General features: G+C 69.3%; 20 protein-coding genes. 1 reads left to right on the top strand and 19 read right to left on the bottom strand.

Annotated features, from left to right (window positions below):
- Positions 1-153 precede the first annotated feature (153 nt).
- From ACIBK8_RS21030 to ACIBK8_RS20965, 14 genes are all read right to left on the bottom strand, one after another.
- Positions 154-1,953 carry a hypothetical protein gene (locus ACIBK8_RS21030; protein WP_399043320.1) on the bottom strand — a complete coding sequence of 600 codons (1,800 nt, stop codon included), beginning with the start codon at positions 1,951-1,953 and terminating at the stop codon, positions 154-156.
- Positions 1,950-3,155 carry an AAA family ATPase gene (locus ACIBK8_RS21025; protein WP_399043319.1) on the bottom strand — a complete coding sequence of 402 codons (1,206 nt, stop codon included), beginning with the start codon at positions 3,153-3,155 and terminating at the stop codon, positions 1,950-1,952. The genes ACIBK8_RS21030 and ACIBK8_RS21025 overlap by 4 nt, the downstream gene beginning before the upstream one ends.
- Before the next feature lie 130 nt (positions 3,156-3,285).
- Complete coding sequence (locus ACIBK8_RS21020) at positions 3,286-3,507, bottom strand: hypothetical protein (protein WP_399043395.1); 222 nt, start codon at positions 3,505-3,507, stop codon at positions 3,286-3,288.
- Positions 3,508-3,601: 94 nt separating this feature from the next.
- Positions 3,602-4,372 (bottom strand): hypothetical protein, encoded by a 771-nt coding sequence (locus ACIBK8_RS21015; RefSeq protein WP_399043318.1) that lies wholly within the window; start codon positions 4,370-4,372, stop codon positions 3,602-3,604.
- Between the two features lie 97 nt (positions 4,373-4,469).
- Complete coding sequence (locus tag ACIBK8_RS21010) at positions 4,470-5,048, bottom strand: hypothetical protein (protein WP_399043317.1); 579 nt, start codon at positions 5,046-5,048, stop codon at positions 4,470-4,472.
- Positions 5,049-5,183: 135 nt separating this feature from the next.
- Positions 5,184-5,816 (bottom strand): hypothetical protein, encoded by a 633-nt coding sequence (locus tag ACIBK8_RS21005; protein ID WP_399043394.1) that lies wholly within the window; start codon positions 5,814-5,816, stop codon positions 5,184-5,186.
- A 204-nt stretch (positions 5,817-6,020) separates the two neighbouring features.
- Complete coding sequence (locus tag ACIBK8_RS21000) at positions 6,021-6,218, bottom strand: hypothetical protein (RefSeq protein WP_399043316.1); 198 nt, start codon at positions 6,216-6,218, stop codon at positions 6,021-6,023.
- Between the two features lie 33 nt (positions 6,219-6,251).
- Positions 6,252-7,757 carry an ATP-binding protein gene (locus tag ACIBK8_RS20995; protein ID WP_399043315.1) on the bottom strand — a complete coding sequence of 502 codons (1,506 nt, stop codon included), beginning with the start codon at positions 7,755-7,757 and terminating at the stop codon, positions 6,252-6,254.
- A gap of 26 nt (positions 7,758-7,783) precedes the next feature.
- Positions 7,784-8,236, bottom strand: a complete 453-nt coding sequence (locus ACIBK8_RS20990; RefSeq protein ID WP_399043314.1) for a DUF6238 family protein — start codon at positions 8,234-8,236, stop codon at positions 7,784-7,786.
- A gap of 34 nt (positions 8,237-8,270) precedes the next feature.
- Entirely contained in the window at positions 8,271-9,743 is a 1,473-nt protein-coding gene (locus ACIBK8_RS20985; protein ID WP_399043313.1) for an SCO6880 family protein, read from the bottom strand.
- 142 nt (positions 9,744-9,885) lie between these two features.
- Entirely contained in the window at positions 9,886-11,277 is a 1,392-nt protein-coding gene (locus tag ACIBK8_RS20980) for an ATP-binding protein (protein ID WP_399043312.1), read from the bottom strand.
- Between the two features lie 27 nt (positions 11,278-11,304).
- Entirely contained in the window at positions 11,305-11,994 is a 690-nt protein-coding gene (locus ACIBK8_RS20975) for a hypothetical protein (protein WP_399043311.1), read from the bottom strand.
- Positions 11,994-12,302, bottom strand: a complete 309-nt coding sequence (locus tag ACIBK8_RS20970) for a DUF6112 family protein (protein WP_185300065.1) — start codon at positions 12,300-12,302, stop codon at positions 11,994-11,996. Before ACIBK8_RS20970 ends, ACIBK8_RS20975 begins: the two co-directional genes overlap by 1 nt.
- 87 nt (positions 12,303-12,389) lie before the next feature.
- The gene (locus ACIBK8_RS20965) at positions 12,390-13,529 is read right to left on the bottom strand and encodes a C40 family peptidase (protein WP_399043310.1); all 1,140 of its coding nucleotides are present in this window, start codon (positions 13,527-13,529) and stop codon (positions 12,390-12,392) included.
- 578 nt (positions 13,530-14,107) lie between these two features.
- On the opposite strand from ACIBK8_RS20965, the gene ACIBK8_RS20960 reads away from it, so the two are divergent.
- Entirely contained in the window at positions 14,108-14,854 is a 747-nt protein-coding gene (locus ACIBK8_RS20960) for a DNA-methyltransferase (RefSeq protein WP_399043309.1), read from the top strand.
- Between the two features lie 96 nt (positions 14,855-14,950).
- On the opposite strand, the gene ACIBK8_RS20955 is transcribed toward ACIBK8_RS20960, so the two are convergent.
- From ACIBK8_RS20955 to ACIBK8_RS20935, 5 genes are all read right to left on the bottom strand, one after another.
- Positions 14,951-15,886 (bottom strand): DUF5655 domain-containing protein, encoded by a 936-nt coding sequence (locus ACIBK8_RS20955; RefSeq protein WP_399043308.1) that lies wholly within the window; start codon positions 15,884-15,886, stop codon positions 14,951-14,953.
- Between the two features lie 815 nt (positions 15,887-16,701).
- Complete coding sequence (locus tag ACIBK8_RS20950; RefSeq protein ID WP_399043307.1) at positions 16,702-17,349, bottom strand: Type 1 glutamine amidotransferase-like domain-containing protein; 648 nt, start codon at positions 17,347-17,349, stop codon at positions 16,702-16,704.
- Positions 17,350-17,454: 105 nt separating this feature from the next.
- A complete protein-coding gene (locus tag ACIBK8_RS20945; RefSeq protein ID WP_399043306.1) occupies positions 17,455-18,645 on the bottom strand; it encodes an NAD(P)/FAD-dependent oxidoreductase in 1,191 nt (396 codons plus the stop codon).
- A gap of 70 nt (positions 18,646-18,715) precedes the next feature.
- Complete coding sequence (gene lspA, locus ACIBK8_RS20940; RefSeq protein WP_399043305.1) at positions 18,716-19,309, bottom strand: signal peptidase II; 594 nt, start codon at positions 19,307-19,309, stop codon at positions 18,716-18,718.
- Between the two features lie 132 nt (positions 19,310-19,441).
- The gene (locus ACIBK8_RS20935) at positions 19,442-19,654 is read right to left on the bottom strand and encodes an MbtH family protein (protein ID WP_393686641.1); all 213 of its coding nucleotides are present in this window, start codon (positions 19,652-19,654) and stop codon (positions 19,442-19,444) included.
- Positions 19,655-19,664 lie beyond the last annotated feature (10 nt).

The raw sequence follows: 19,664 nt of genomic DNA, 5'->3' as shown, positions 1-19,664 counted from the left end.
GGCTTCATATCGAGTGCCTTTCGTTGGCGGTTGGGGTGGTGGCCTGCGTCGCTGCGGAGGGTCGTGCATCAGTTGCACGATTCATGCGGCGGACGGAGGTGGTCTGGACTGCTTGGCGGTGGTCTCGGGGACGCTTCCGCCTTCTGCGTCGTCTCAACGTGTCCTGCGGATGGCGTTTGTGGCCGCCGTGGCGATGGCGGCGGGAGCGCTGGAGGGCTTGGGCAGGTGCAGCAAGGTGGTCCCCTGCAAGTGGCGGGACTCCGCGGTGAGGGTGAGCTGGAGTACGGCGCAGCCGGCGGTCGTGAGCTGCTTGACGCGGGTGACGGCTTGAGCGGTCTCGTCGGGGGTGTAGATGGCGTCGGTGACGATCACGAGGAGGCGGCCGGCGCCGGGGCGGCTGAGTTCGAGGCCGTGGTCGAGCGCGTCCAGGGCATTGGCGAGGTTGTGACTGCTGCCGTTGGCGCCGAACGTTGTCACGCGCTCCGGTGCCCGGTGGGTGGGTCGGGTCAATGCGGTCAGGTGCGTGTCGTAGGCGATGGTGGCGGTGCGGGAGTCGGGGTCGGTCAGGGCTGCTGCGCGTGCCACGATCCAGGCGGCGGACGCGACGGGCGCGCAGGCGGCACGCATGGAGCCGGAGACGTCGACGGCGATACCCACGCGCAGCGGTGGGGTGGGCGAGCTGCGCCGGCGGGTGTGGGTGAACGGTTCCGCGGTGGGGACCGACCCGGCCGCGCGCTGAGCGTCGCGGGCGAGGGCCGCGCGCATGTTGAGGCGGCCGGGCGGGGTGGGGCTGGTGGTCCGCTCCTCGGTCCGCTCGCGGTAGGCGGCGGCACGCAGGGCGCGGCTCAGGCGAGCTGCGGCGCTCTGCTCGGCGGCGGTGGGCCTGCGGGTGCCGGTGACCGGGTTGCCGTAGGGCGCGGGTGTGCCGTCGGGGTTGACGGTGGTGCCACGTGTGTTGAAGACCGACTTGGCGGTGGCGGCGGCTTGGCGTCGCTGGCCGGCCCGCTGGGCTCGGTCCTGTGCCTGCGACTTGGACTGCGCGGCCATGGCGTTGGTCGCTGCGGCCTGTGCCGCGAGGTCGGCGGCGTCGGTGGCGGCCGTGCTGTCCATGACGACCCTCACGGCGCCGGACAGCAGATCGGTGAGGTTCTCCGGCACGGGCAGGGCGGGGGCAGCGGCGTCCAGAGCGTCGCACCATTCTTGAGCGTGCCCGAGCATGGTCGTGGCGTCGTGGTCGGCGCACTGGTGGGCTGCGGTCCAGAGGCGGGTGAGGGTGGCCAGCAGGTCTTTGCCCAGCACCTTTTCGCACAGATCGGCGACGGCCCGGGTCTCGCCGGCGTCCAGGATGCCGACGTCACGGCGGCCGAGGATCAGGGCCGCCACGCCGGCGGCGTGCTCGATGCCCTGGAGGGTGGGGTGGGCGATGTCGGGCATGACCAAGGTGCGGGCACTGGTACGCAGGTACGTGCGGTCCGTGGGCCGCGTGATCAGGTGTGCGCCTTCGACGCGGCTCTCCTCCAGCAGGAGCGCGGCCTCGACGACACGGGGGTTGGCTCCGGTAGGCGCCGTCCAGACGGAGTGGGCCGCGTGCGCGGCCTCGTGGACGAACACTCCCCAGGCGGCGGGATACCGCTCCTCGTCGCCCACGATCCGCGGATTGACCTCATTGGGCCTGAGCGGGGCGAACAGCCGGGCGTCGAACTCGACCTCGCCCAGCGTGGGGAAGAACGCGGCCGGTGCGCCGCTGCGCGTGCCGGGACGGCAGGTGACGAGGAGGTCCTGGCGGCCGGAGAGCTCAACCAGCCGGTCGCCGAGTTCGGCTCCCACGCGCAGCCACGCGTCCGGGGAGGAACGGGGTTGCGCGGACGGGGCGCCGTCGTCGTCCCAGCGTGCGAGGTCGGCGTCGTCGTCCGGCGTGGTGGCGGGGGACTGGACGTGGTGGTGGGCGCTCATCGCGAGCGGCCCCGCTGTGCGGAGCCGGTGCTGCCCGGGGGCTGCCGGACGGCCGAGGCGGGAAGCTGCTTGCCGAGAGTGAGGGGAGCGATCTTCTTGACGCCGGCAGCCTTGATGATGGCGTCGGCGACGGCGTCGCGATCCTCCACAGGTGCGATGCCGACCAGGTTCGCGAGCGCGGCCTGGGTGCCCAGGACGGCCTCGGTCTTCTGGTAGCTGAGCAGTTCCCGCAGTTGGGGGGCCCAGCCCAGCTCGCCGAGTTCGACTTGGCGGGCGAGGTGCCGGGCGACCCGGACAACCCGTGCATCGATCCTCAAGGCCAGGGCGAGGTCATAGTCCGTGCCGATCTGGATCTGCACGCTGAACCGGGACGACAGCGCCTCCGTCAACACCGCGCCGTGGACGCCGGGATTGTGGCCCGCCACCACGTAGAAGCCCGGCTCGGCCTTGATGGTCTCGCCCTTGTGGGCCTTGACCTGGATCTGCCTGCGCCCGTCCATCGCGGGATACAGCGCCGCCAACACCTTCGGTGAGATCAAGGTGGCATCGTCGATCAGCAGGGCACGGCCCTCGGTCATCGCAGTGACCAGCGGACCGTACTGGAAGACGTAACCTCCGCTGTCGGCCTGCGTGTACTCGCCGATCAAGTCGCCGACCGTGGTGTCGCCGTCACCAGCGACGGTGAGCAGGTCCGGAAACGCCGCCTCCACCAGCGACGTCTTGCCGGTGCCCGGAGGGCCGTAGAGCAGCACCGGCACGTCGGCGTCGCGCAGACGGTTCAACGCCTCGACATCGGGCAGATCGGCCAGCTCCCGGGGGTGGTAGAGCTGACCCCCCGCGCGGCGGATCGGGCCGGTCTGCCTAGGCGTGGCTGCGGCGGGAATGGTCGTGCGGGCCATGGCCGCCTGAGCGCGGGGAGAGTGGGTGCCCGGTGGGCTGATCACAGCGGTCTGCGCGGCTGCGGCAGTCTTCGCATTCGCACGGAACTCCGGCTGTCCGCTTCCGCCTTGGTCGGCCTCGCCGCGTCGCACCAGGGTGAGGGCGGCGTTACGGACGGCTCCGTGGGAGTGGCCCAGATGCCGGGCCATGCCCCCGATGGTGAGCGCATCTGCCGGCCGGTCGGCCAGCAGTCGGGCTACCTTGGCCCGTAGTTCGCCGCCCTTGGTGCGCGCTGAACTGGTAGGAGGTCCGGGTGTGGTCACAACGAGGGTCCTTCAACAGGTGTGGGTGCGGGCGGGGTTGGCCATGCGCGGGAGAGGCTGGCCGTTCTCGGAGGGATCACGGACTGTGCAGGCATCGGCGACCGGGCCAACCGGGGCGTACCGTCGTCGCTCACCGGCCGACCGAGGGCTCGGTCCAGGTGCACGGGATTGCCGGCGACGAGCAGCTCGCTGGCTGCCGAGCAGGCCCGTGCGTCCGCTCCGTACCGGGTTCCGTCGCTCGGCAGGCGCAGCCTGGCGTCTCTTCGAAGCCGTCCTGGAGCAGGATCCGCCGGGCGGCGGCGTTGTAGCTGGTGGTGGTGATCTCGCCGGTGATGGCGTGCCGGATCGTCATAAACGGCTCTGCTGGTGCTTCGGGCAAGGCGGATCTCCTATCGGAGGAGGCGGGAAGTGGTGGGGTGTTGGGCGAGGGCGAGGAGGGCCTTGGGTCAGCGATTGCGGGAGAACGCGATGCGCGGGTCGACCGGCCGGGCCGCAGGAGCAGACGCGGCGGGAGCGGGAACCGGAGCCCTGCCCGGGACGCCGGCGCGGGCCGGGCTGGCGGCGAGCGCGGCAGCGCTGACGGGGAACTTGTGGGTGGCCAGGCTCTGATCGTGCTCGTGACGTGCGGCTGGCGCGAGTGCCGGAGGGCGCCGGGCTGCAACGTCCTGGGCGAGACGGGGCTGCACCGCGACCTGAAGGTCGGATCGGTGCATCGACACCGTGGCGCTGGCGACCTTCTCCAGGGCCTCACTGCGGTCGACGGTGGTGGGCAGCGTGTAGATGTCCAGGTCCGGGTTCAGCCGCCAGCCGTGTTCCTCCAGGACGAGTCGACCGCCGAGCGAGGAGGAGTGGTCGCTGGTGGCGGCCACGATGCCGAGTTGCGGGTGCTCGGCGATGGCGACATCAGGTTCACCATTCGGGCCCCGGCTGCGGACGGGTGCTGCATCGTGTGCCAGAGAGGGGTCGAGCGCGGCGTCCACGTCGACCCGGTAGCCAGCCTTGCGTAGCAGCTCGACTGCTCGGGTCGTACGACCTTCCCCATCACGGTTCTGATTGGCCAGCGCGTACAGCGTCGGCTGGTCTGGGACGGGGTGGAAGTCGAAACCTTTCAGCATCCACGTGCTGGCAGCGAGGCTCTTCGGGTTCGCGGCGACGATGCCGTAGACGGGGTGGCGGCCGAAGGCCAGATCGGGCAGCACGTCGTAGTGGCTGGGCATGGAAGATCCATCCGGTGGAAGCTCGGGGGCCGGGGCGGTCGAGGGTCGGGATGGTTCTGGTGGGGCGGGTCATGGTGGACTCCAAGACGGGAAGCGGTCAGCGACCGGGGGCGGGCGAGGGGCGAAGGGGCGGCAACGCCGGGCGCATGGCCGACGCGGCTGGCTGTGGTGCCGGCATCGCGCGCTGGGCGGTCGGCGAGAGCGCGCGAGCGGCACTCGCCCGTGGTGAGGCAGTGCACGCCCGGGGAGTCACGCCGAGCTGATCAAGGCGCGAGTCGATCGCGGCGAGCAGACTCGGGACGCTGCCGCCGTGTTGCGCGTGGGGGCCATCCGGCTCCGAGTCGTAGATCACTTCGTGGACTGCGGAGTCGTCGGGGTGCCCACGGGTCACCAACCAGCTCTCCGGATGCCCAGGTGGGTGCTCGGTGGACGGCTCCTGGGGTGGCGAGATGATCAGCGCACTGCCGTCGGGCAGCCCGACGTGGACGATGTAGTCGCTGAGGCCGTATTCGACGGTGCACTCCAGGCCGCGCTGTCGTAGGGGAGCGGTGACGTGTCCGTACCCGTGCTCCCGTTCCACGGATGCCGCTGCGAAGCGCAGAGGAGGAGCGCTGACGTGCGCGGTGACGCGAGTGTCCTCGGTATCGAGGGCGACCAATGGCTGGTCGAATTGCATGGACCTCTCCTTGGCCGGGCGCCCCCAACGGTCGACGGCGCGAGCCGAAGGCCGAGGGACGGTGGAGGTATTGGCGTTCCACGAGGATCCGGAGACTGGGCGGTTTGGTGGCGCCGGAACTCTGTGTTACGGGCGTCAGCGAGAGCGACGCGGGGGTGACTGATTGGAAGCGGGCGGTGCAGGAGGCGAAGCAGCGGGAGTGCTGCGGTTGCCTGGCGCGGACCGCGCGAGGGCTACCTGGGCGCGTTCGGTCTGCGGAGGCTGATCCGTCTCCGCCCGGTGGGCCAAGTAGTCGCCAGCCCGCGCGAGCGCTGGTCCTTGATAGGACAACTCGTCCGCGTAGTGCCAGCCGTCGGCGTTGCGGATCTCCTCCGCCCGGCTCGCGTAAAGCTCTCGCGAACCGGGTTGTGAGCCTTCCATGAGCGCCAAGACCTGATCCCACTCGTGCCGGATCTGGCCTGCTCGCACCAGGCTGGTGTCGATCCCGCGCAGCCGCCGGAGGTCCTCGCTGATCGGCCCCTCGACGTAGTCGGCACCGCTGGCAGCGGCGCGGACACCGGCCAGTACCTCGGGGCCGTGAGCGAGGAAGACCTCGACGTGTTTCCACGCTTCGGCGTCACGTTTCACCTTGCCGTCGTCGTAGCTGTCATCGATGGGCCAGCCGTCGCGGTCGCAGAGGGAATCCGAGACCGCGTCCCAGGCGTCGGATGCCTCGCGGATGCCGGCGGCGGCAGCAGCCAGGGTCGGGACGTGCTGCCGCCATGCCAGGTGATCGGAGGTTGTCTGGCCTTCGTGGGGTGCGGATATTTCGGGCACGGTTGATCCTTCTTCTTGCGCCTATGCTCACCGCTAGCGGGGCAGTGAGCGGGCTGCGGAGGGCGAGATGGGGTCGGGGGCCGGAGCTTGCCGATCGACGGGAAGCCCGTTGACTGCCACGGCCGGGGAGACGCGGGCCGCCGCTCCCGCTCGGTGTCAGCGGGAGCGGATCTCGTGGTCGAGGCTCTCCCCCACCGTGAGCGCCTCGTGGAATAGCGAGGCGAACTCCTCAAGGCGGGCGGCGGCAAGACGGTCGACCCAGTCGCTAGCCGGTGCTGCGGTGTACGGACCCAGGCCCGAGGCAGCACCTCCCCCGTGGACTCGGTGGTCTGGTCGCGGTACGGTTGAGGTCATAGCTCAACTCCCTTATATGGAAAGCTAGTTGAGCTAAGCGGACATACGGGCGTCGGTGTCGAACAGCTCTCGCTCGGCCGGGTGCAGGATGTGCTGGGTGATGAAGCTCCGGCCCGCGACCTTCCACAGGCCCCGGCCCTTGGTCAGGGCGGACACGGCCTGGGTCTCGACGCCGGTCAGGCCGAGCAGTGAAGCGGCAGCAGCGAGCTGGTCAGGTTCCTGCCGGTAGATGATGCGTGTGGAGCAGTCGGCCAGCAGGCCCTCGGCCAGCACCCGCCCGCGAGAGCCAGCATCGCCTGCGCTGAGCAGGTCGCTGAGGCGGTGGATGACCATGAGGTTCGCGATGCCGAGACCACGCGAGAGCTTCCACTGCGACTGCATGCGCTCCAGCAGGCCGACGTGCCGCATTACGCGCCACGCCTCGTCGTAGATCACCCAGCGCCTGCCGCCGTCCGGGTCGGCGAGCGCGGACTCCATCCACGCCGAGGCGCAGGTCATCGCCAGCACCAAGGCGGTGTCGTCACCGGACCCGCCGAGGCGGGAGAGGTCGATGGACAGCATCGGGGTGGTGGGGTCGAAGGCCACCGTCGAGGGGGCGTCGAACATGCCGCTCAGGTCGCCGTGCACCAGGCGGCGCAGTGCGTGCGCGAGGTCCTGTGCGGCCGGCCCCATGTGCCCGGCCTGGTCGCCGAGGGCTCGGTCGAGGCGCTCGGGCGAGCCGAGGGCGTGCGCGATCTCGCCGAGCAGCGGCACCGTGCCCCTGGCATCGGCCTCGGCGACGACCAGGTCGAGAGCGAGGTCGAGGGCGGTGTGCTCCATCGGCAAGAGATCGCGCTTCAGCACCGTACGCGCCAGACCCGCCAGGAGAAGAAGGCGGCGCTTTCGGACCTCGGTCGACCAGTCGCCCTCGCTCACCGAAGCAGGCCGGGCCGGAGCATCCAGCGGGTTCAGCCGACCCGGAAGGCCCGGCCCGAGCGCGATGCTGTAGCCGCCCAGGGCCTGTGCGACTGCCGTCCACTCTCCCTTGGGATCACAGGGAACGTAGACCCGGTAGCCATGAGCAATCGCTCGGGTGGCTATCGACTTGGCCAGCGCGGACTTGCCCATGCCGATGATCCCGGCCAAGACGGCGTTCGGATTCGTGAAGCCCTCGATCCGCCCGCTGCTGTACAGCGAGAACGGGTCGTAGCAGAACGCCGCCTCCGCGTGTACGTCACGTCCGATGAAGATCCCCTCGGCGCCCAGGCCGCCCTCGGCGAGAAACGGATAGGCGCCGCTGACAGTTGCGGTGGTCATGCGGTGGGAGGGGAGGCTGAGCTTGCCGCCCCGAGCCGAGGAGGGACCGGGGCGTCCGGAGGGCGGGTAGATCGGCCGCAGTTCCGGGTCGAGGTGCTCCTCGGCGCGGTGCTTCGGCGGGGCTCCGGCGCGGCGGGCCTGGCGGCGGGCCTCGGCGAAGCCTTCGCGGGCGGCACGCTGCTCGGCGCGTGATGCCTTGCGGGGGACGAACAGGTGGGAGGCGCTGGCGCGGGTGCGGGGCATGAACGTTTCTCCAGACGGAAGGCGTGTCAGCGGCGGACGAGGCCCGTGAAGGGCGAGTGCAGGTCGGCCGGGGTAGTGCGGCGGCGTACCAGGTGCGCAGTGCGTTGGTGGCGCTGGCAGATGGTCAGCTCTGGTGCCCCCTCGGGCAGGCCCGCCTGGCACGCCTCGCGTTCGGGCACCTCGCCGGAGTCCGGCCGTGGTGCGGCGTGGTACGCGGCGTGGATGTGATCGGCGGCCTGCCAGATCCGGGTGCGGGTGGCGCGGAGCTGGTCCCCTTCGACCGGCACGAGCTGGCCGGTGCGGGCGGCATGCGCATCGAGCAGGCCGTGCAGCGAGACAAGATGGGCGTGCAGGGCGTCCAGCTCCGCGCGCGTGGTGACGAGGGGACCACCCGGAATGTTGAGCGCTCGGTGGAAGTCGAGCGCGGCGGTGGCGAAGGGCACGAAGTCCTGCGCGGTCGGGCTAGCGGTGCGGGACATGGGGGTGCTCTTTCGGGGGGAAGGAGGGCCGGCATCAGGCGGCGAGGCCGAGCGGCATGGCGGCGACGGTGAACGCTTCGGCCTGCTGCCAGGTGAGTGGCCGGAGGTCGAGCTGGGCACCGACGGCGGCGGTCTCTACGACGGCGCAGGCGGAGCGGAGTTCCTCCTCCGAGTCCGCCGAAACGGTCAGCAGGCCGGTCAGGGCGACATCCGCGTGGCCCGCGATGAGCTGACGCTCTCGGGACTTGATGTCCTGGTACTCGATCGAGTCCGCCTCGGAATCGACCTGGCCCCGCCGGGCTCGCTCGGCGGCGTCGGCGATCACGCTGGACTTCTTGCGCTGCACGTCGCGCAGGGCGGCGTCCAGTCCCTTCGGCTCGTACGACAGCGACAGCGTGCGCCGGACCCCGGCGGTGAACAGGAGCTGGTGCAGGAAGCCCGCGCTGGTTTCGGTGCGGGGCCAGTTCTCCACCCAGTACGTGGCGTGGACGGCCGAGTCAGTCATGATGTGATCCGACTTCTCGACGACCACGACCGGACCGGCAGCGGCGGGCTCAGCCTCGGGGCGTCCTGCGGTAGACCAACGGTCGAGCGGTGCAAGGGCCTTGGGGTCATACGCGGTTCGCACGACGGCCGCGATCTCGCGGGCGGTGAGCCAGCCAGTGGGGTTGAGCCCGGCGGTTCGCGCGGCCTGATCGAAGGTCGAGGTCAGTTGCGCCAGGACGCTGAAGGACCCGGTGAGGCCGCCACCGGCCTGATTGATCAGCCGCCGTGCGGCCTTGGCGTCCAGGGACACCGCGACGTACGCCTCGTGCGGTGCCGCCGCCGGGCCGGCGCTCTGGATCAGCTCGCTGTAGATCGCACCTGCTACGGGGGCATGGGGCTGGCCGTGCTCCTCCCAGTACCGGCGCAGCGCGTCACCAGAGTCCGGGACGGTGCGCTCGATCACCTGGATCCGGGCGACCTGGCCAGTGCGGGCGAGCGCGGCCAGCGCACGTCCCCATCCGTTCACGTTGGCGTTCTGGGTGCCCGGGTCGAGCAGCGCGTAGGCGCGGGAGGAGACCTTGACGACGGCGGTCAGGGTGCCGGTGTGGGGGTTGTGTACCGCGCCGTATCGGCGGTCGGGCGCGGTGACCACACGCAGGCTCGCCGCTGTGCCGGGCAGGTGGAGCAGACCTTCGCGGACCGGGCGCCGGGAAGGCCGGGTGAGCCAGATCAACTGGCCCCGCATTCGGCGCAGGACGTACCGGGTGACGATCGGAGCCCAGTCGGCCAGGGCGCGGCCTCGGTAGCGGACGAAGACGAGGAGGGCGATTGCGGCCCAGACCGGAATGAGTTCGAGGGCGCCGACCACGCCGCGGGTCAGGATCACGGCGAGCAGAAGAAGGCCGGTGAGGCTGACGACGATCAGTTGCGAGGCGGTCAGGCCGAGCAGGATGCCGCGCCGCGAGCGGTGCGGAAATTTGACGCTGGCCGTGGTGGCTTCGGCCTGGGGCTTGTCGGACATGGTGATTCCAGACGGTGGGAGCGGGCGGGGGCGGGGCGCGCGGTGCTCTTCTGGAGGTCATGGCAGGACTCCGTTTCTGGTGATCGATGGTGCGGGGCGTGGGGGCGGGCTGCGGGTGCAGCCCGCCCCCGGATGTGATGGGTCAGGAACCCGACGGCGGCTGGCTGGGATAGATCCAGTTCGTCGGCGTCGGAGAGCCGGTTGCCGACGGCCCTGTGGAGGACGGCGGCGGTGCTGCAGACCCTGCTGGCGGCGCGGTACCAGCGCGGGTCATGCTGCTGCCCGCAGCCGAAGCGGCAGCGAACTGGCCGCCCGCGGAGTCTCCTTCGGAACCTCCCGATTCGCCCTCGCCGGATCGGGTGATGAGCGGCGGGATACCGGGACGCTGGATCAGGGCTCGACCCTTGTCACCGGAAGCGTTCGGGTCTTCGCCGTACCGGAAGCTGGTCTGCGGCTTGGACGGTCCGCCGTCGATGCCCTCCTTGCTGAGGTTGCCTCCGGAGGGGCTGATGCCGGAGGCGACACCGTCGCTGCCCGCGCCGGGGACCTGGCTCGGTCCCTGCGGTGCAGGCGTGCCGGTGCCGGCCTGCATCGCCAGACTGCCCGCGGTCTTCGCAGCCCCTGCGGCGACCGCCATGCCGGCGACGCCGGTGCGGTGCAGGTCGTCGTGGCCTCCGCCGTCGCTGGCCCAGTGGACGAACTTGTATGTGGCGTAAGGGCACAGCAGCACCAGCACCATCACGACGATGCCTGCCATCGCGTCGGATAGCGCGGCCATGCCGTCGTGCGCATCGGACTTGCCCATCGCCGAGACGCCGATGAGGAAGACGACGGTCATCAGGAGTTTCGAGACGACCAGTGTGGCGGTGGCTTCGATCCAGCCGCGCCGCCACCTTTTGGCGACTTCCCAGCCTCCACCGGCTCCGGCGAAGACGGCGAGGGCGACCAAGACGAGGACGCCGACCTTTCGAGCGACCATGACGCCCCAGTACATGAACGCGCCGATCGCGCATCCTAGGGCGACCAGGGCTGGGACTCCCCAGCCGAGGCCGTACATCGCCCCCAGTTCGTTGACCTTCACCACACGGCGGATCGCATCGTCGACTGAGCTGTTGGCTGCCTTGAACAGCCCGTCGGACAGGGCGTCGACCACGGTGATGGCGACGGTCGTGAAGGCGATGGCGCAGAAGCTGAAGAGGATGCCCGTCATGGTGCCGATGGCTGCTTGAGCCAGGGCGCGTTCGTCTCGCCGCCAAGCCGCGAACATCAGCTGGATGCAGAACGTGCCGACGGTCAGCGCGAGCCCGATGGGTAGCAGGAGTTCGTAGTTGTCCCTGAACCATCCGGCGTTGAGATCGATGGCGGTGGTCTGGTTGACGGCCTTCGCGGCGAGATCCGCAGCGCTGGCAGCCAGTTCGCCCGCCGACTTCGCGATCCATGCTCCGATGCCGTCGGTGACGGCCCCGGCGGGGTTGGTGGCGAAGTCGACAGCACCGCACACCTTGTCCATCAGCGGAAAGTCACAGACTCCCATGGCGATACCTCCTTTCTGGGTTGCTGATCAGGGCGCGACGGACGGCATGACGCCGGCCAGGGCGCACGGGTGGGAAGGGCGGCACTGGACCGCGAGGGTGGTGACGCGGTTCTCCGCACCACCGGCAGGCGAGCCCTTCCAGGCGATCGACTGCTTGCCGGAGACGGTCACGGCGTAGACGTACGCCTGCGTGATCGTTCCGGGATTTGCCTGGAGGGCCTGGGTGAACGAGTCCGGGAAGTGACCCTCGTTGACCTTGGCGGTGGCGAACTGGCCGTTGGCGGCCATTTCCTTCCACAGCACGGGCGAAGGAACGATCGCGTCGACCGAGGCAGGGTCGGCGTACTTGGTCTCGGTGGTCAGCCAGCGGTGCAGGGCGGTCAGCAGCTCTGCCTGGGAGTACGCGCGGGTGTCGTAGGACCACAACGCTTCGGCGGCTGCCTTACCGAACGCGATCGGATCGTGGGTGTCCGGTGGAGCCGGGAGGGAGCGAGGGTGTGACCTCGGCGAGGGCGACCCGGATGGCGAGGCGGCCGACGAGGAAGAAGAGGGCGAACTCGCGCGTGCGACTTCAGGTTTGGAGGAGCCCCTGCCATCGCGGGTGAGGTAGGCAGCCAGGCCGGCGAGGGCGACGAGCACCACCAGAACGGCAGTGCCGAGCAGCGCCCGGCGGCGCACGCTAGATGCGCCGCCGGGGTTCGAGGAGTGGGAAGGCATTAGTGGACCTGCGTCCCCAGCGTGCTGAAGAACGCGACCACACCGTTTGCGGCACCCAGCAGAAGGGCCGCGCCAGCGCTGACCAACACACCCTTCTTGCCGTTGGCCTCGGCCTGGTGGCCGCCGGAGTGGTGGCCCCATGCCCACACGCCCGCGCTGACGGCGAGCGCGCCGACCACGGCGATGATGCCGAAGAGGTTGACGGAGCCCATCACCTGCTTGAGGACGGCGAGGCCCGGCAGCCCGCCCTCGTTCGGCTTGATCCCGGGGTCGTAGGCGAGCTGGATGACCTTGTCGGCGAGATACATTACGAACTCCAGTTCGATTTAGTGCACGCTGAAGCCCGAGAGGGCGGAGCGGGCGGGGCGAGAAGAAGGGGGAGGGAGAAGCGCCGGTCAGACGACTCGGCGGGCCGCGAGAATCTGCGATTTCCAGGACGCGAGAGTCGCGATGCGGACCACGTCACCGGTATGCGGGGCGTTGATGATCAGTCCCTGCCCGATGAACATGCCGACGTGCTCAGGGACGTCCGCCGTTCCTTCGGTGAAGACCAGGTCGCCGGGCTGGAGAGCATCGGCCGAAGCCGCCTTACCCTCCTTGACCTGCGTGTACGTCGTCCGCGTCAAGGTGACCCCGGCGGCCTTGTACGCCTGCTGCATCAGGGAGGAGCAGTCGCACCGGCCCATGGGGTCCGGCCCGTGAGAGTCGGTGCAACTCCCGCCCCACTGGTACGCCGTGTTGAGCTGGCCGAGCGCCCAGCGGATCGCTGTCTGGACCTTCACCGGAGCATCGGCCGGGATCTTGTATCCGGCCGGCACCGCGCCTGCCGGGATGGTCCCGAAGTCGGTTCCGTCCCCGCCGGTCGTACAACCGCCCGCGGTAGTGGATGCAGGGGTGCCGGCGGAGCCAGACGGAGAAGGGCTCGGCGACGCGCCGCCAGTCTTCGACAGCAGGGGTGCGATGGCCTTCTGCAGGGCGGTGGCCAGGGGCTCCCACTTGGCGTATGCCTCCGGGAAGCCTGACCGCTGTACCGCCTGAGCGGCCTGGGTGACGGACAGGGACTGCCAGCCGGAGACCTTCTGCAGCCCCTCGTAGAACTTGGTCGAGGAGTGGACCGGATCGAGGATCTCGTTCGCCGTGCCCCATCCCTGCGACGGACGCTGCTGGAACAACCCGAGGCTGTCGCGGTCGCCGTAGGTCAAGTTCCGAAGGCCGCTCTCCTGGAGGGCGGTTGCCAGGGCCACGACCTGCCCCCGGGCCGGAATGTTCATCGCGACGCCTGTGGCCTGGATGGTCTTGGCGTTGGGTACCTGGTCGGCTGGATCATCCAGACCCGGCACGGAGACTGCACCCTTGTCGCCACCGTCCAGGATGGCCTTCACCTGTGAGGCAACGGCTGCAGTATCCACAGACTGTGCATCGCCGGTCGAGCAGGAGGCCGAAGCCGTACCGGCACCGATGGCGAGGATGGGCACAGCCAGCAGCAGCGGGCCGGAGGCGAAGAGACCGACGACGGCTCCGGTGGTCTTCTTCATGGCCGCTGCCGTTCACCGGTACGGCGGTGCCAGTCGGGCAGCGGTGTTGGGTCGGGGCGCGGGGGTGTCAGGGCATGCTGCATCGCAGCGGCTCCTCGTGGTTCGTAGGAAGCGCGGTGCCGACTTCTCGTGCAAAGCCGTCGGCACCGCGCCGATGTGAATCCGCCTCTCAGGGCGGGCCCGGGTCAGGGGAGTTGGTAGCTCCCGGACGCCGGTCTCGGGTCAAGCGCGGCAGCCAGCCGCCCTCGTAATCTCAGGCGGAACATCGGTTCTCCTCACGGCTGCTCGGACGAAGGGCTAACAGGCCTGCCGTGCAGCCCATTCGGACGAGACAACACGGATAAGCACAGGTCAGCGAGGGTGGAGCGCTGCTCTGCCCCGGTGACATGGCGAGACAGTAGACCCGGATTCCGGCCGCGCCAAACGGCTCTCGGGCTCGGCCCCGGACAGAGACACGGCTCGTTAGGCGCGGCCGGAATTCGCGACTAACCTCCGGCGCAACCCCGCTCGAAACGACCGCTGTTGAGCGACGCCCGGAGCGGGTTCAGTCCCGCCGTGCCCTGAAAGAGGCCCCGCACATGAGCTACACGCTGCACCGAGGCGATGCCCTCACCGTGCTGAAGACCCTCCCGGACGAGAGCGTCAACGCCGTCATCACCGACCCGCCGTACAACTCCGGCGGGCGTACCAGTTCGGACCGCACCGGTCGCACTGCGCGAGCCAAGTACGTCACCAGCAACAGTGCGCACGACCTGCAGAACTTCCCCGGAGAGAACCGCGACCAGCGTTCCTACCGATCCTGGCTGACAGAACTGCTCACCGAGGCGTACCGGGCCTCGACCGAGCACGCGGTCGCCATGGTCTTCACCGACTGGCGCCAGGAACCGACCACCTCGGACGCCCTGCAGATGGCCGGGTGGATCTGGAGTGGCACCATCCCGTGGATCAAGCCCTCCAGCCGGCCCCGCAAGGGCGGGCCGAAGCAGGACTCGGAGTTCATCGTCTGGGGCGTCAAGGGATCCCTCGACAACACCCGCGACCTCTACCTGCCGGGTCATTACATCGCCTCCCAGCCCCGCAAGGGCCGAGTCCACATCACCCAGAAGCCCGTCGAGGTCATGCAGCAGCTCGTCCAGGTCTGCCCCGAGGGCGGCACCGTGCTCGATCCGTTCACCGGCAGCGGCTCCACGGGGGTCGCGGCCCTGCGCGAGGGACGCCGCTTCGTGGGCGTCGAGCTGTCCGCGCACTACGCCGATGTCGCCGAGGAGCGGCTGCGCGCCGAACTGACAAAGGACGACTTCGAGCTGGCCGGGCCGGAGGCATGAGCATGAGAGCGGAGAGCCCGGGGTCCGCGGACCGCAGACGCCAAAGGGCGGCTGGAGCATCGAGTAACCGATGCTCCAGCCGCCCTTCTGTTTGTGTCAAGCCGCCTCGAATGCCCGCCGGATCAACGGCACCGCCTTCTCCAGGTCGGCTGCCGAAGCGAGGCGTACCTCCAGGTCCCCGGTCCCGAGGTGCCCGATGCCGCGCATGTCCCGGGTGAAGCCATCCTCCAGCTCGACCGTGTCCGGGTCGAGTCTGAGATAGACCAGGATCGCCTCGTGCTTTGGGCGGAAGATCACGGATGCCACGTTCACGAGCCGCCGGTAGGCGATGTAGTGCCGCAGCGGTGCCACCTCGACCTCGCCCCATGCCGTGAGCGCGTCGTCCACCTCCGCGTACAGGTCCCGTAGGCACTCCGGTACGAGGCTGGCATCCGCCGGCGAAGGACCCACGAGGGCCGCCGCCGCGACGTCGACCGCCGTCTCCCGCTCCCGATTTCGCCGGGACGAAGCGGCGGTAGGGAAGCCGGGCGAGGAGTCGACGAGCAGCAAGCTCAGCAGGCCGCCCTCGAAGATCCGGTAGCGCACCAGGTCGATCCGCTCGGGCAGCCGCTGCACGGCGACACGGTCGTGGTGGGAGAAGCTAGCCGCGATACAGACCATCCGAGGTCGACGCCAGTCGATCGACCCGGCAGCCTCCGCGCCCAGCACCTTCCGCACGAGCGCCTCGAACTCGTGGTGCGCCGACTCCAGCCAGGACAGGTACGAGACGGCCTGCGACAGCACCCCGCTGTCGGAGCCCTTTTTGTACTCGATCACTACAGGGCTGCCGTTCTCGTCCAGCCCGAGGGTGTCGATCCGGCCCCGGTGCCACGGACCGGTCGGGTACTCCGACGCCAGGAACCGGATGCCGAGCATCGCCTCCAGGCCGGCCTCGACCCGCCGCTGCAGTTCGACCTCCAGCGCCACCGTCGAACCGGGCAGCTCGACGTCCCGCCCGCCCGCGTCTCGCCGGAACAACATCAGCTCGGCCATCACCGTCCCCCTCCCGTGATCGGTACAAGAGAAGCAATCGAAACGGCCAGAGAGGTATTCCAGGCAGACGGCACCGCCTGCCCCCAGGGCAGCGCCACCGCACTGGTGAGGCATCACGGACGGTGACTAGAGTCTGGCGTGGCTCCATCGGCTGCCCGGCCATTCCAGACCGAGTTCGGGGGTGCCGGTGTTCAGGCGTTGTGCCTCTGGGCGAGGCTGGAGGACGAACCCCTGACCCGAGCCGGGGGCTGGCAGAAGCCGACGGTGGTGCTGAGTAGTCGGAGGGCGCGAACCCGCAGGTCGGTGGCCACTCTCCAGGGAGGCGTCCTGCGCCGACTACGGTGGGGACGCTCGTGGGGCGATTTCGCAGGGAGCGGGTCAGCCGCAGGAGGCACTGTGGAAGACCTACAACCCGTATGGCGCCCCTTGCTGTCGTCGTCGGTGGCCCCGCCGGTGGCCAGCCGGTGGCCGGACGCCTTTGGACGACGTAATATGAGGGAGCACAGACCAACCAGCCGCACGTGCTCTGATCAGGCGAAACGTCACTCGGTGGCACGACCAGGCACCACGCAGCACGAACGCTCACGGTCTCGTAATGCGTAGGTCAGGGGTTCGACTCCCCTAGGCGGCTCCGGAAAAGCCCCAGGACTCACTCGCCGTGACCTGGGGTTTTTTCATGTTCGGCTGAGGGTTTCGGGCATGGGCTTGGTGAGCCGTCGGGTGCGGGAACGGGCGCAGCGGCAACGTGAGTTGTGACGTGCTCGGTGTGGGGTGCCCTATGGGCTGCCGCTTCTCGGGTGCTTCCCGGGGTCGGGTCAGCCGACCACTCGTACGCCGTTGTCGTCGGTGACGATTGCCTGGCCGTCCCGTAGTGCCACGAAGGGCTCGTGGTGGTCGATGTGGTGCTGGACGGTGTGCTCGATCTCTTCTGTTTCGGGGTGGTCGGAGCGGTAGTGGGGTGCGACCGCGAAGGGGAGCAGGCCGAGTCCGTCCCAGAGTGGATCGCCTGCGGGGTAGCCGGCGGGGATGTGGTCGGGGTCGTCGATGTGGCCGCCGATGCCGCGCAGGGTGGTGCCGGCGACGGCCGCGGCGGCGCTGTAGCCGCCGAAGGCCAGGGTGTCGGCGGCCAGCAGTTCCTTGAGCAGTGTGTCCGCGCCGCTGTGCCGCAGGGCGCGGCGCAGGATGAAGGAGTTTCCGCCCCGTACGTAGACCAGGTCGACGTTTTCCAGGGTTTTCCGGAGTGAACGGTCGGCGCTGAAGTAGTCGCGGAGGTCGAGTTCTTCGGGGGACAGGCCGATGGATCGCAGTTCCGCGATCTCCCGCTGGGTGGAGGCGGCCCTTGAGTCCGTGTCCTGGAAATCGTAGGCATTCATCACGAGTGCCGTACGTGTGCGGCCACCGAGCAGGCGCGGTAATTCCTCGGGGCAGTTGCCTATGCGGAAGGAAGAAAGGTAGAGGCGCATGGCGTGCAGTGTATGAGTGGTCTCTCGGCGGTGGCCGATGGTGTGGGGCAGTGCACGGCCCAGGTCAGCGAGTTGCTTGCCGACCTGGGCCTGGTGCGGGGAGCGTCAGGCTTCTGCGAGGGCCGTCAGGAGTTCCTCGTTGTAGAAGTCGTCCATGGTGCAGACGCCGGACAGGGTGGCGAAGTAGCGGTCCACCAGGGTCTGGTTGGTCGAGATGGCCTTGAGGAAGGTCACCCGGTCCTCGGGGACCTTGAGTTCGGCGACGTTCAGGGTGCTGCGGTAGAAGTCCATGAAGGTCTCCTGCAGGTCCCGTGCGTAGCGCTCGCAGGCCGTGGCGAGTGCCGCGGGGTCGTGCAGGTCCTTGCCGACGCAGTCGGTCAGCAGCTGCGCCTGGAGGAAGGCGTCGGTGATGCCGCGGGCGGCGATGGAGTCCTTGTGGTGGGCGGCGTCGCCGACCAGGGCCCAGCCGGGGCCCGACGGCTGCCGCATGAAGTTGAGCTGTTCCCCCGTGCCGTAGAGCCGTTCGGCCTGGGTGGCCGACGACAGCCGCTCGTGCAGGCTCGGGGCGGTGGTGCGGATCGCCTCCAGGTAGGCGGCCTGGGCGTCGGTGCGTACCTGCTGGAATTCCGACTGGGGGAAGTACGTCATCACGAGCGTGCGGTCGTCGTTGGTCGGGACGACGCCGACCCATCGGCCGGGGCGTTCGTACAGCTCGAAGTGGGCGGGCAGGCCCTCCCAGTAGCTGTAGTACGTGCAGGTCATCGGCGGGTTCTCGGCGATCATCGGGGCCTCGACGTGCCGTGCGACGACCGAGCGCATGCCGTCGGCGCCGACGACCAGGTGGGCGTGTTCGGAGATCTCGTCCCCGTCGGATGTTTTGTACGTGACGCCGGTGACCTTGTCGCCCTCGCGGAGCAGGCCGGTGACCGTGCATCCTTCGCGGAACTCGGCGCCGGCCGCGCTCGCGGCGTCCGCGAGGATCGGGTCGAGTACGAAGCGGCGGGGCGCGTACGTCGTGCTGTGGCCGTCGGCCGGCAGCAGGGAGCCGGTCAGCCGGATGTCCGCGTTTTCGTAGCTGACGCGCTCGATGGGGGTGATGTTGGTGGCGCGTATTTTGTCCAGCAGGCCCCAGCGGCCGAGCATCTCGACACCTGGCTGGTGAAGGTAGTGGGAGGAGAGCTTGTCCTGCGGGAAACGTGCCTTCTCCAAGAGCAGGACCCGGTATCCGGCGCGGGCCATCAGCATTGCCGTCGGCGCCCCCGCACAGCGCGCTCCCACCACGATCACGTCGTACACGACGTCTCCCTTTTCCTTGTTCCGAAAGTGAACACCCGCACCGGGGAATTCTTTTGTGTGCTGCTCGGCGTCAGGACCGAGCGTTTTCCGTACTGTCGCCGGCCTCGGTGTTCTCGGCATCGGCGGTTTTTCCGGTGTTGTCCAGCTCCCACCCTCGGAAGGTGAAGAACACGATCAGGATGCCGCCGCAGACGATCGCCCAGTCGGCGAGGTTCATCACGCTGAAACCCCGTACGGAGATGAAGTCGACGACCGCGCCCCGGAAGTGCCCCGGGCTGCGGAAGAGCCGGTCCGTCAGGTTTCCGAGCGCGCCGCCCAGCAGCAGCCCGAGGGCAATGGCCCAGGGGATGCTGTAGAGCTTGCGCGCCATGCGGATGATGGCCACGGTGACGGCCACGGCGATGACGGTGAACAGGATGGTCGTCGCTTCGCCGATGCTGAATGCGGCGCCGGGATTGCGCATCACCCGCAACTCCAGCACGGTGCCGATCAGTTCAACAGGAGCGTGGTGCTCCAGCTTCGCGACCACGAGCACCTTGCTGAACAGGTCGATCGCATAGGCGAGACCCGCCACTGCCAGGAGGAACGGGATACGCCGCTTTCCCCTGCCGGTTTCTCCCCGGCTTTCCCCGCCTACCTCTGGGGATCGGCCCGCATTCGTCATATTCCGTCACCTCGAAGTCTGTTGTCCGGTCGTGTCCCGGTCGCGGGCCGCTCGGCGGCGGCTGTGGAGTCGCTTCCACAGCCGCCGCCGAGTGTCCCCGGAGACGAGGGCCGGAGCGCGTCCGCAGAGCGGTCAGCTGTCTCCCATGGCCTGCACCAGGGAGCGAGGACGCATGTCGTCCCAGTGTCCGTCCACGTAATCCACACATGCCTGGCGGCTGTCCTTGCCGTGGCGCACGGTCCAGCCATCCGGAATGCCGATGGCCGCCGGCCACAGCGAGAACTGGCCTTCGTCGTTCACCAACACGAAGAACTCCGCGCTGTCGTCATCGAACGGGTTGTCCATAGCAGTATCT

It is taken from the genome of Streptomyces sp. NPDC050161 (genome assembly GCF_044460025.1).
In the GTDB taxonomy this organism is placed as follows: domain Bacteria; phylum Actinomycetota; class Actinomycetes; order Streptomycetales; family Streptomycetaceae; genus Streptomyces.
This window is presented reverse-complemented; position numbering and strand designations above follow the sequence as displayed.

What these genes read in the sequence shown, in the direction of transcription:
- ACIBK8_RS21020 (WP_399043395.1), bottom strand. Translation starts at nt 3,507, where the DNA reads ATGACGATCCGGCACGCCATCACCGGCGAGATCACCACCACCAGCTAC.
- ACIBK8_RS20985 (WP_399043313.1), bottom strand. Translation starts at nt 9,743, where the DNA reads ATGTCCGACAAGCCCCAGGCCGAAGCCACCACGGCCAGCGTCAAATTT.
- ACIBK8_RS20970 (WP_185300065.1), bottom strand. Translation starts at nt 12,302, where the DNA reads ATGTATCTCGCCGACAAGGTCATCCAGCTCGCCTACGACCCCGGGATC.
- lspA (WP_399043305.1), bottom strand. Translation starts at nt 19,309, where the DNA reads ATGACGAATGCGGGCCGATCCCCAGAGGTAGGCGGGGAAAGCCGGGGA.
- ACIBK8_RS21030 (WP_399043320.1), bottom strand. Translation starts at nt 1,953, where the DNA reads ATGAGCGCCCACCACCACGTCCAGTCCCCCGCCACCACGCCGGACGAC.
- ACIBK8_RS20965 (WP_399043310.1), bottom strand. Translation starts at nt 13,529, where the DNA reads ATGAAGAAGACCACCGGAGCCGTCGTCGGTCTCTTCGCCTCCGGCCCG.
- ACIBK8_RS20955 (WP_399043308.1), bottom strand. Translation starts at nt 15,886, where the DNA reads ATGGCCGAGCTGATGTTGTTCCGGCGAGACGCGGGCGGGCGGGACGTC.
- ACIBK8_RS21010 (WP_399043317.1), bottom strand. Translation starts at nt 5,048, where the DNA reads ATGCAATTCGACCAGCCATTGGTCGCCCTCGATACCGAGGACACTCGC.
- ACIBK8_RS20980 (WP_399043312.1), bottom strand. Translation starts at nt 11,277, where the DNA reads ATGGGAGTCTGTGACTTTCCGCTGATGGACAAGGTGTGCGGTGCTGTC.
- ACIBK8_RS21000 (WP_399043316.1), bottom strand. Translation starts at nt 6,218, where the DNA reads ATGACCTCAACCGTACCGCGACCAGACCACCGAGTCCACGGGGGAGGT.
- ACIBK8_RS20960 (WP_399043309.1), top strand. Translation starts at nt 14,108, where the DNA reads ATGAGCTACACGCTGCACCGAGGCGATGCCCTCACCGTGCTGAAGACC.
- ACIBK8_RS20995 (WP_399043315.1), bottom strand. Translation starts at nt 7,757, where the DNA reads ATGCCCCGCACCCGCGCCAGCGCCTCCCACCTGTTCGTCCCCCGCAAG.
- ACIBK8_RS20935 (WP_393686641.1), bottom strand. Translation starts at nt 19,654, where the DNA reads ATGGACAACCCGTTCGATGACGACAGCGCGGAGTTCTTCGTGTTGGTG.
- ACIBK8_RS20975 (WP_399043311.1), bottom strand. Translation starts at nt 11,994, where the DNA reads ATGCCTTCCCACTCCTCGAACCCCGGCGGCGCATCTAGCGTGCGCCGC.
- ACIBK8_RS20950 (WP_399043307.1), bottom strand. Translation starts at nt 17,349, where the DNA reads ATGCGCCTCTACCTTTCTTCCTTCCGCATAGGCAACTGCCCCGAGGAA.
- ACIBK8_RS20990 (WP_399043314.1), bottom strand. Translation starts at nt 8,236, where the DNA reads ATGTCCCGCACCGCTAGCCCGACCGCGCAGGACTTCGTGCCCTTCGCC.
- ACIBK8_RS21015 (WP_399043318.1), bottom strand. Translation starts at nt 4,372, where the DNA reads ATGCCCAGCCACTACGACGTGCTGCCCGATCTGGCCTTCGGCCGCCAC.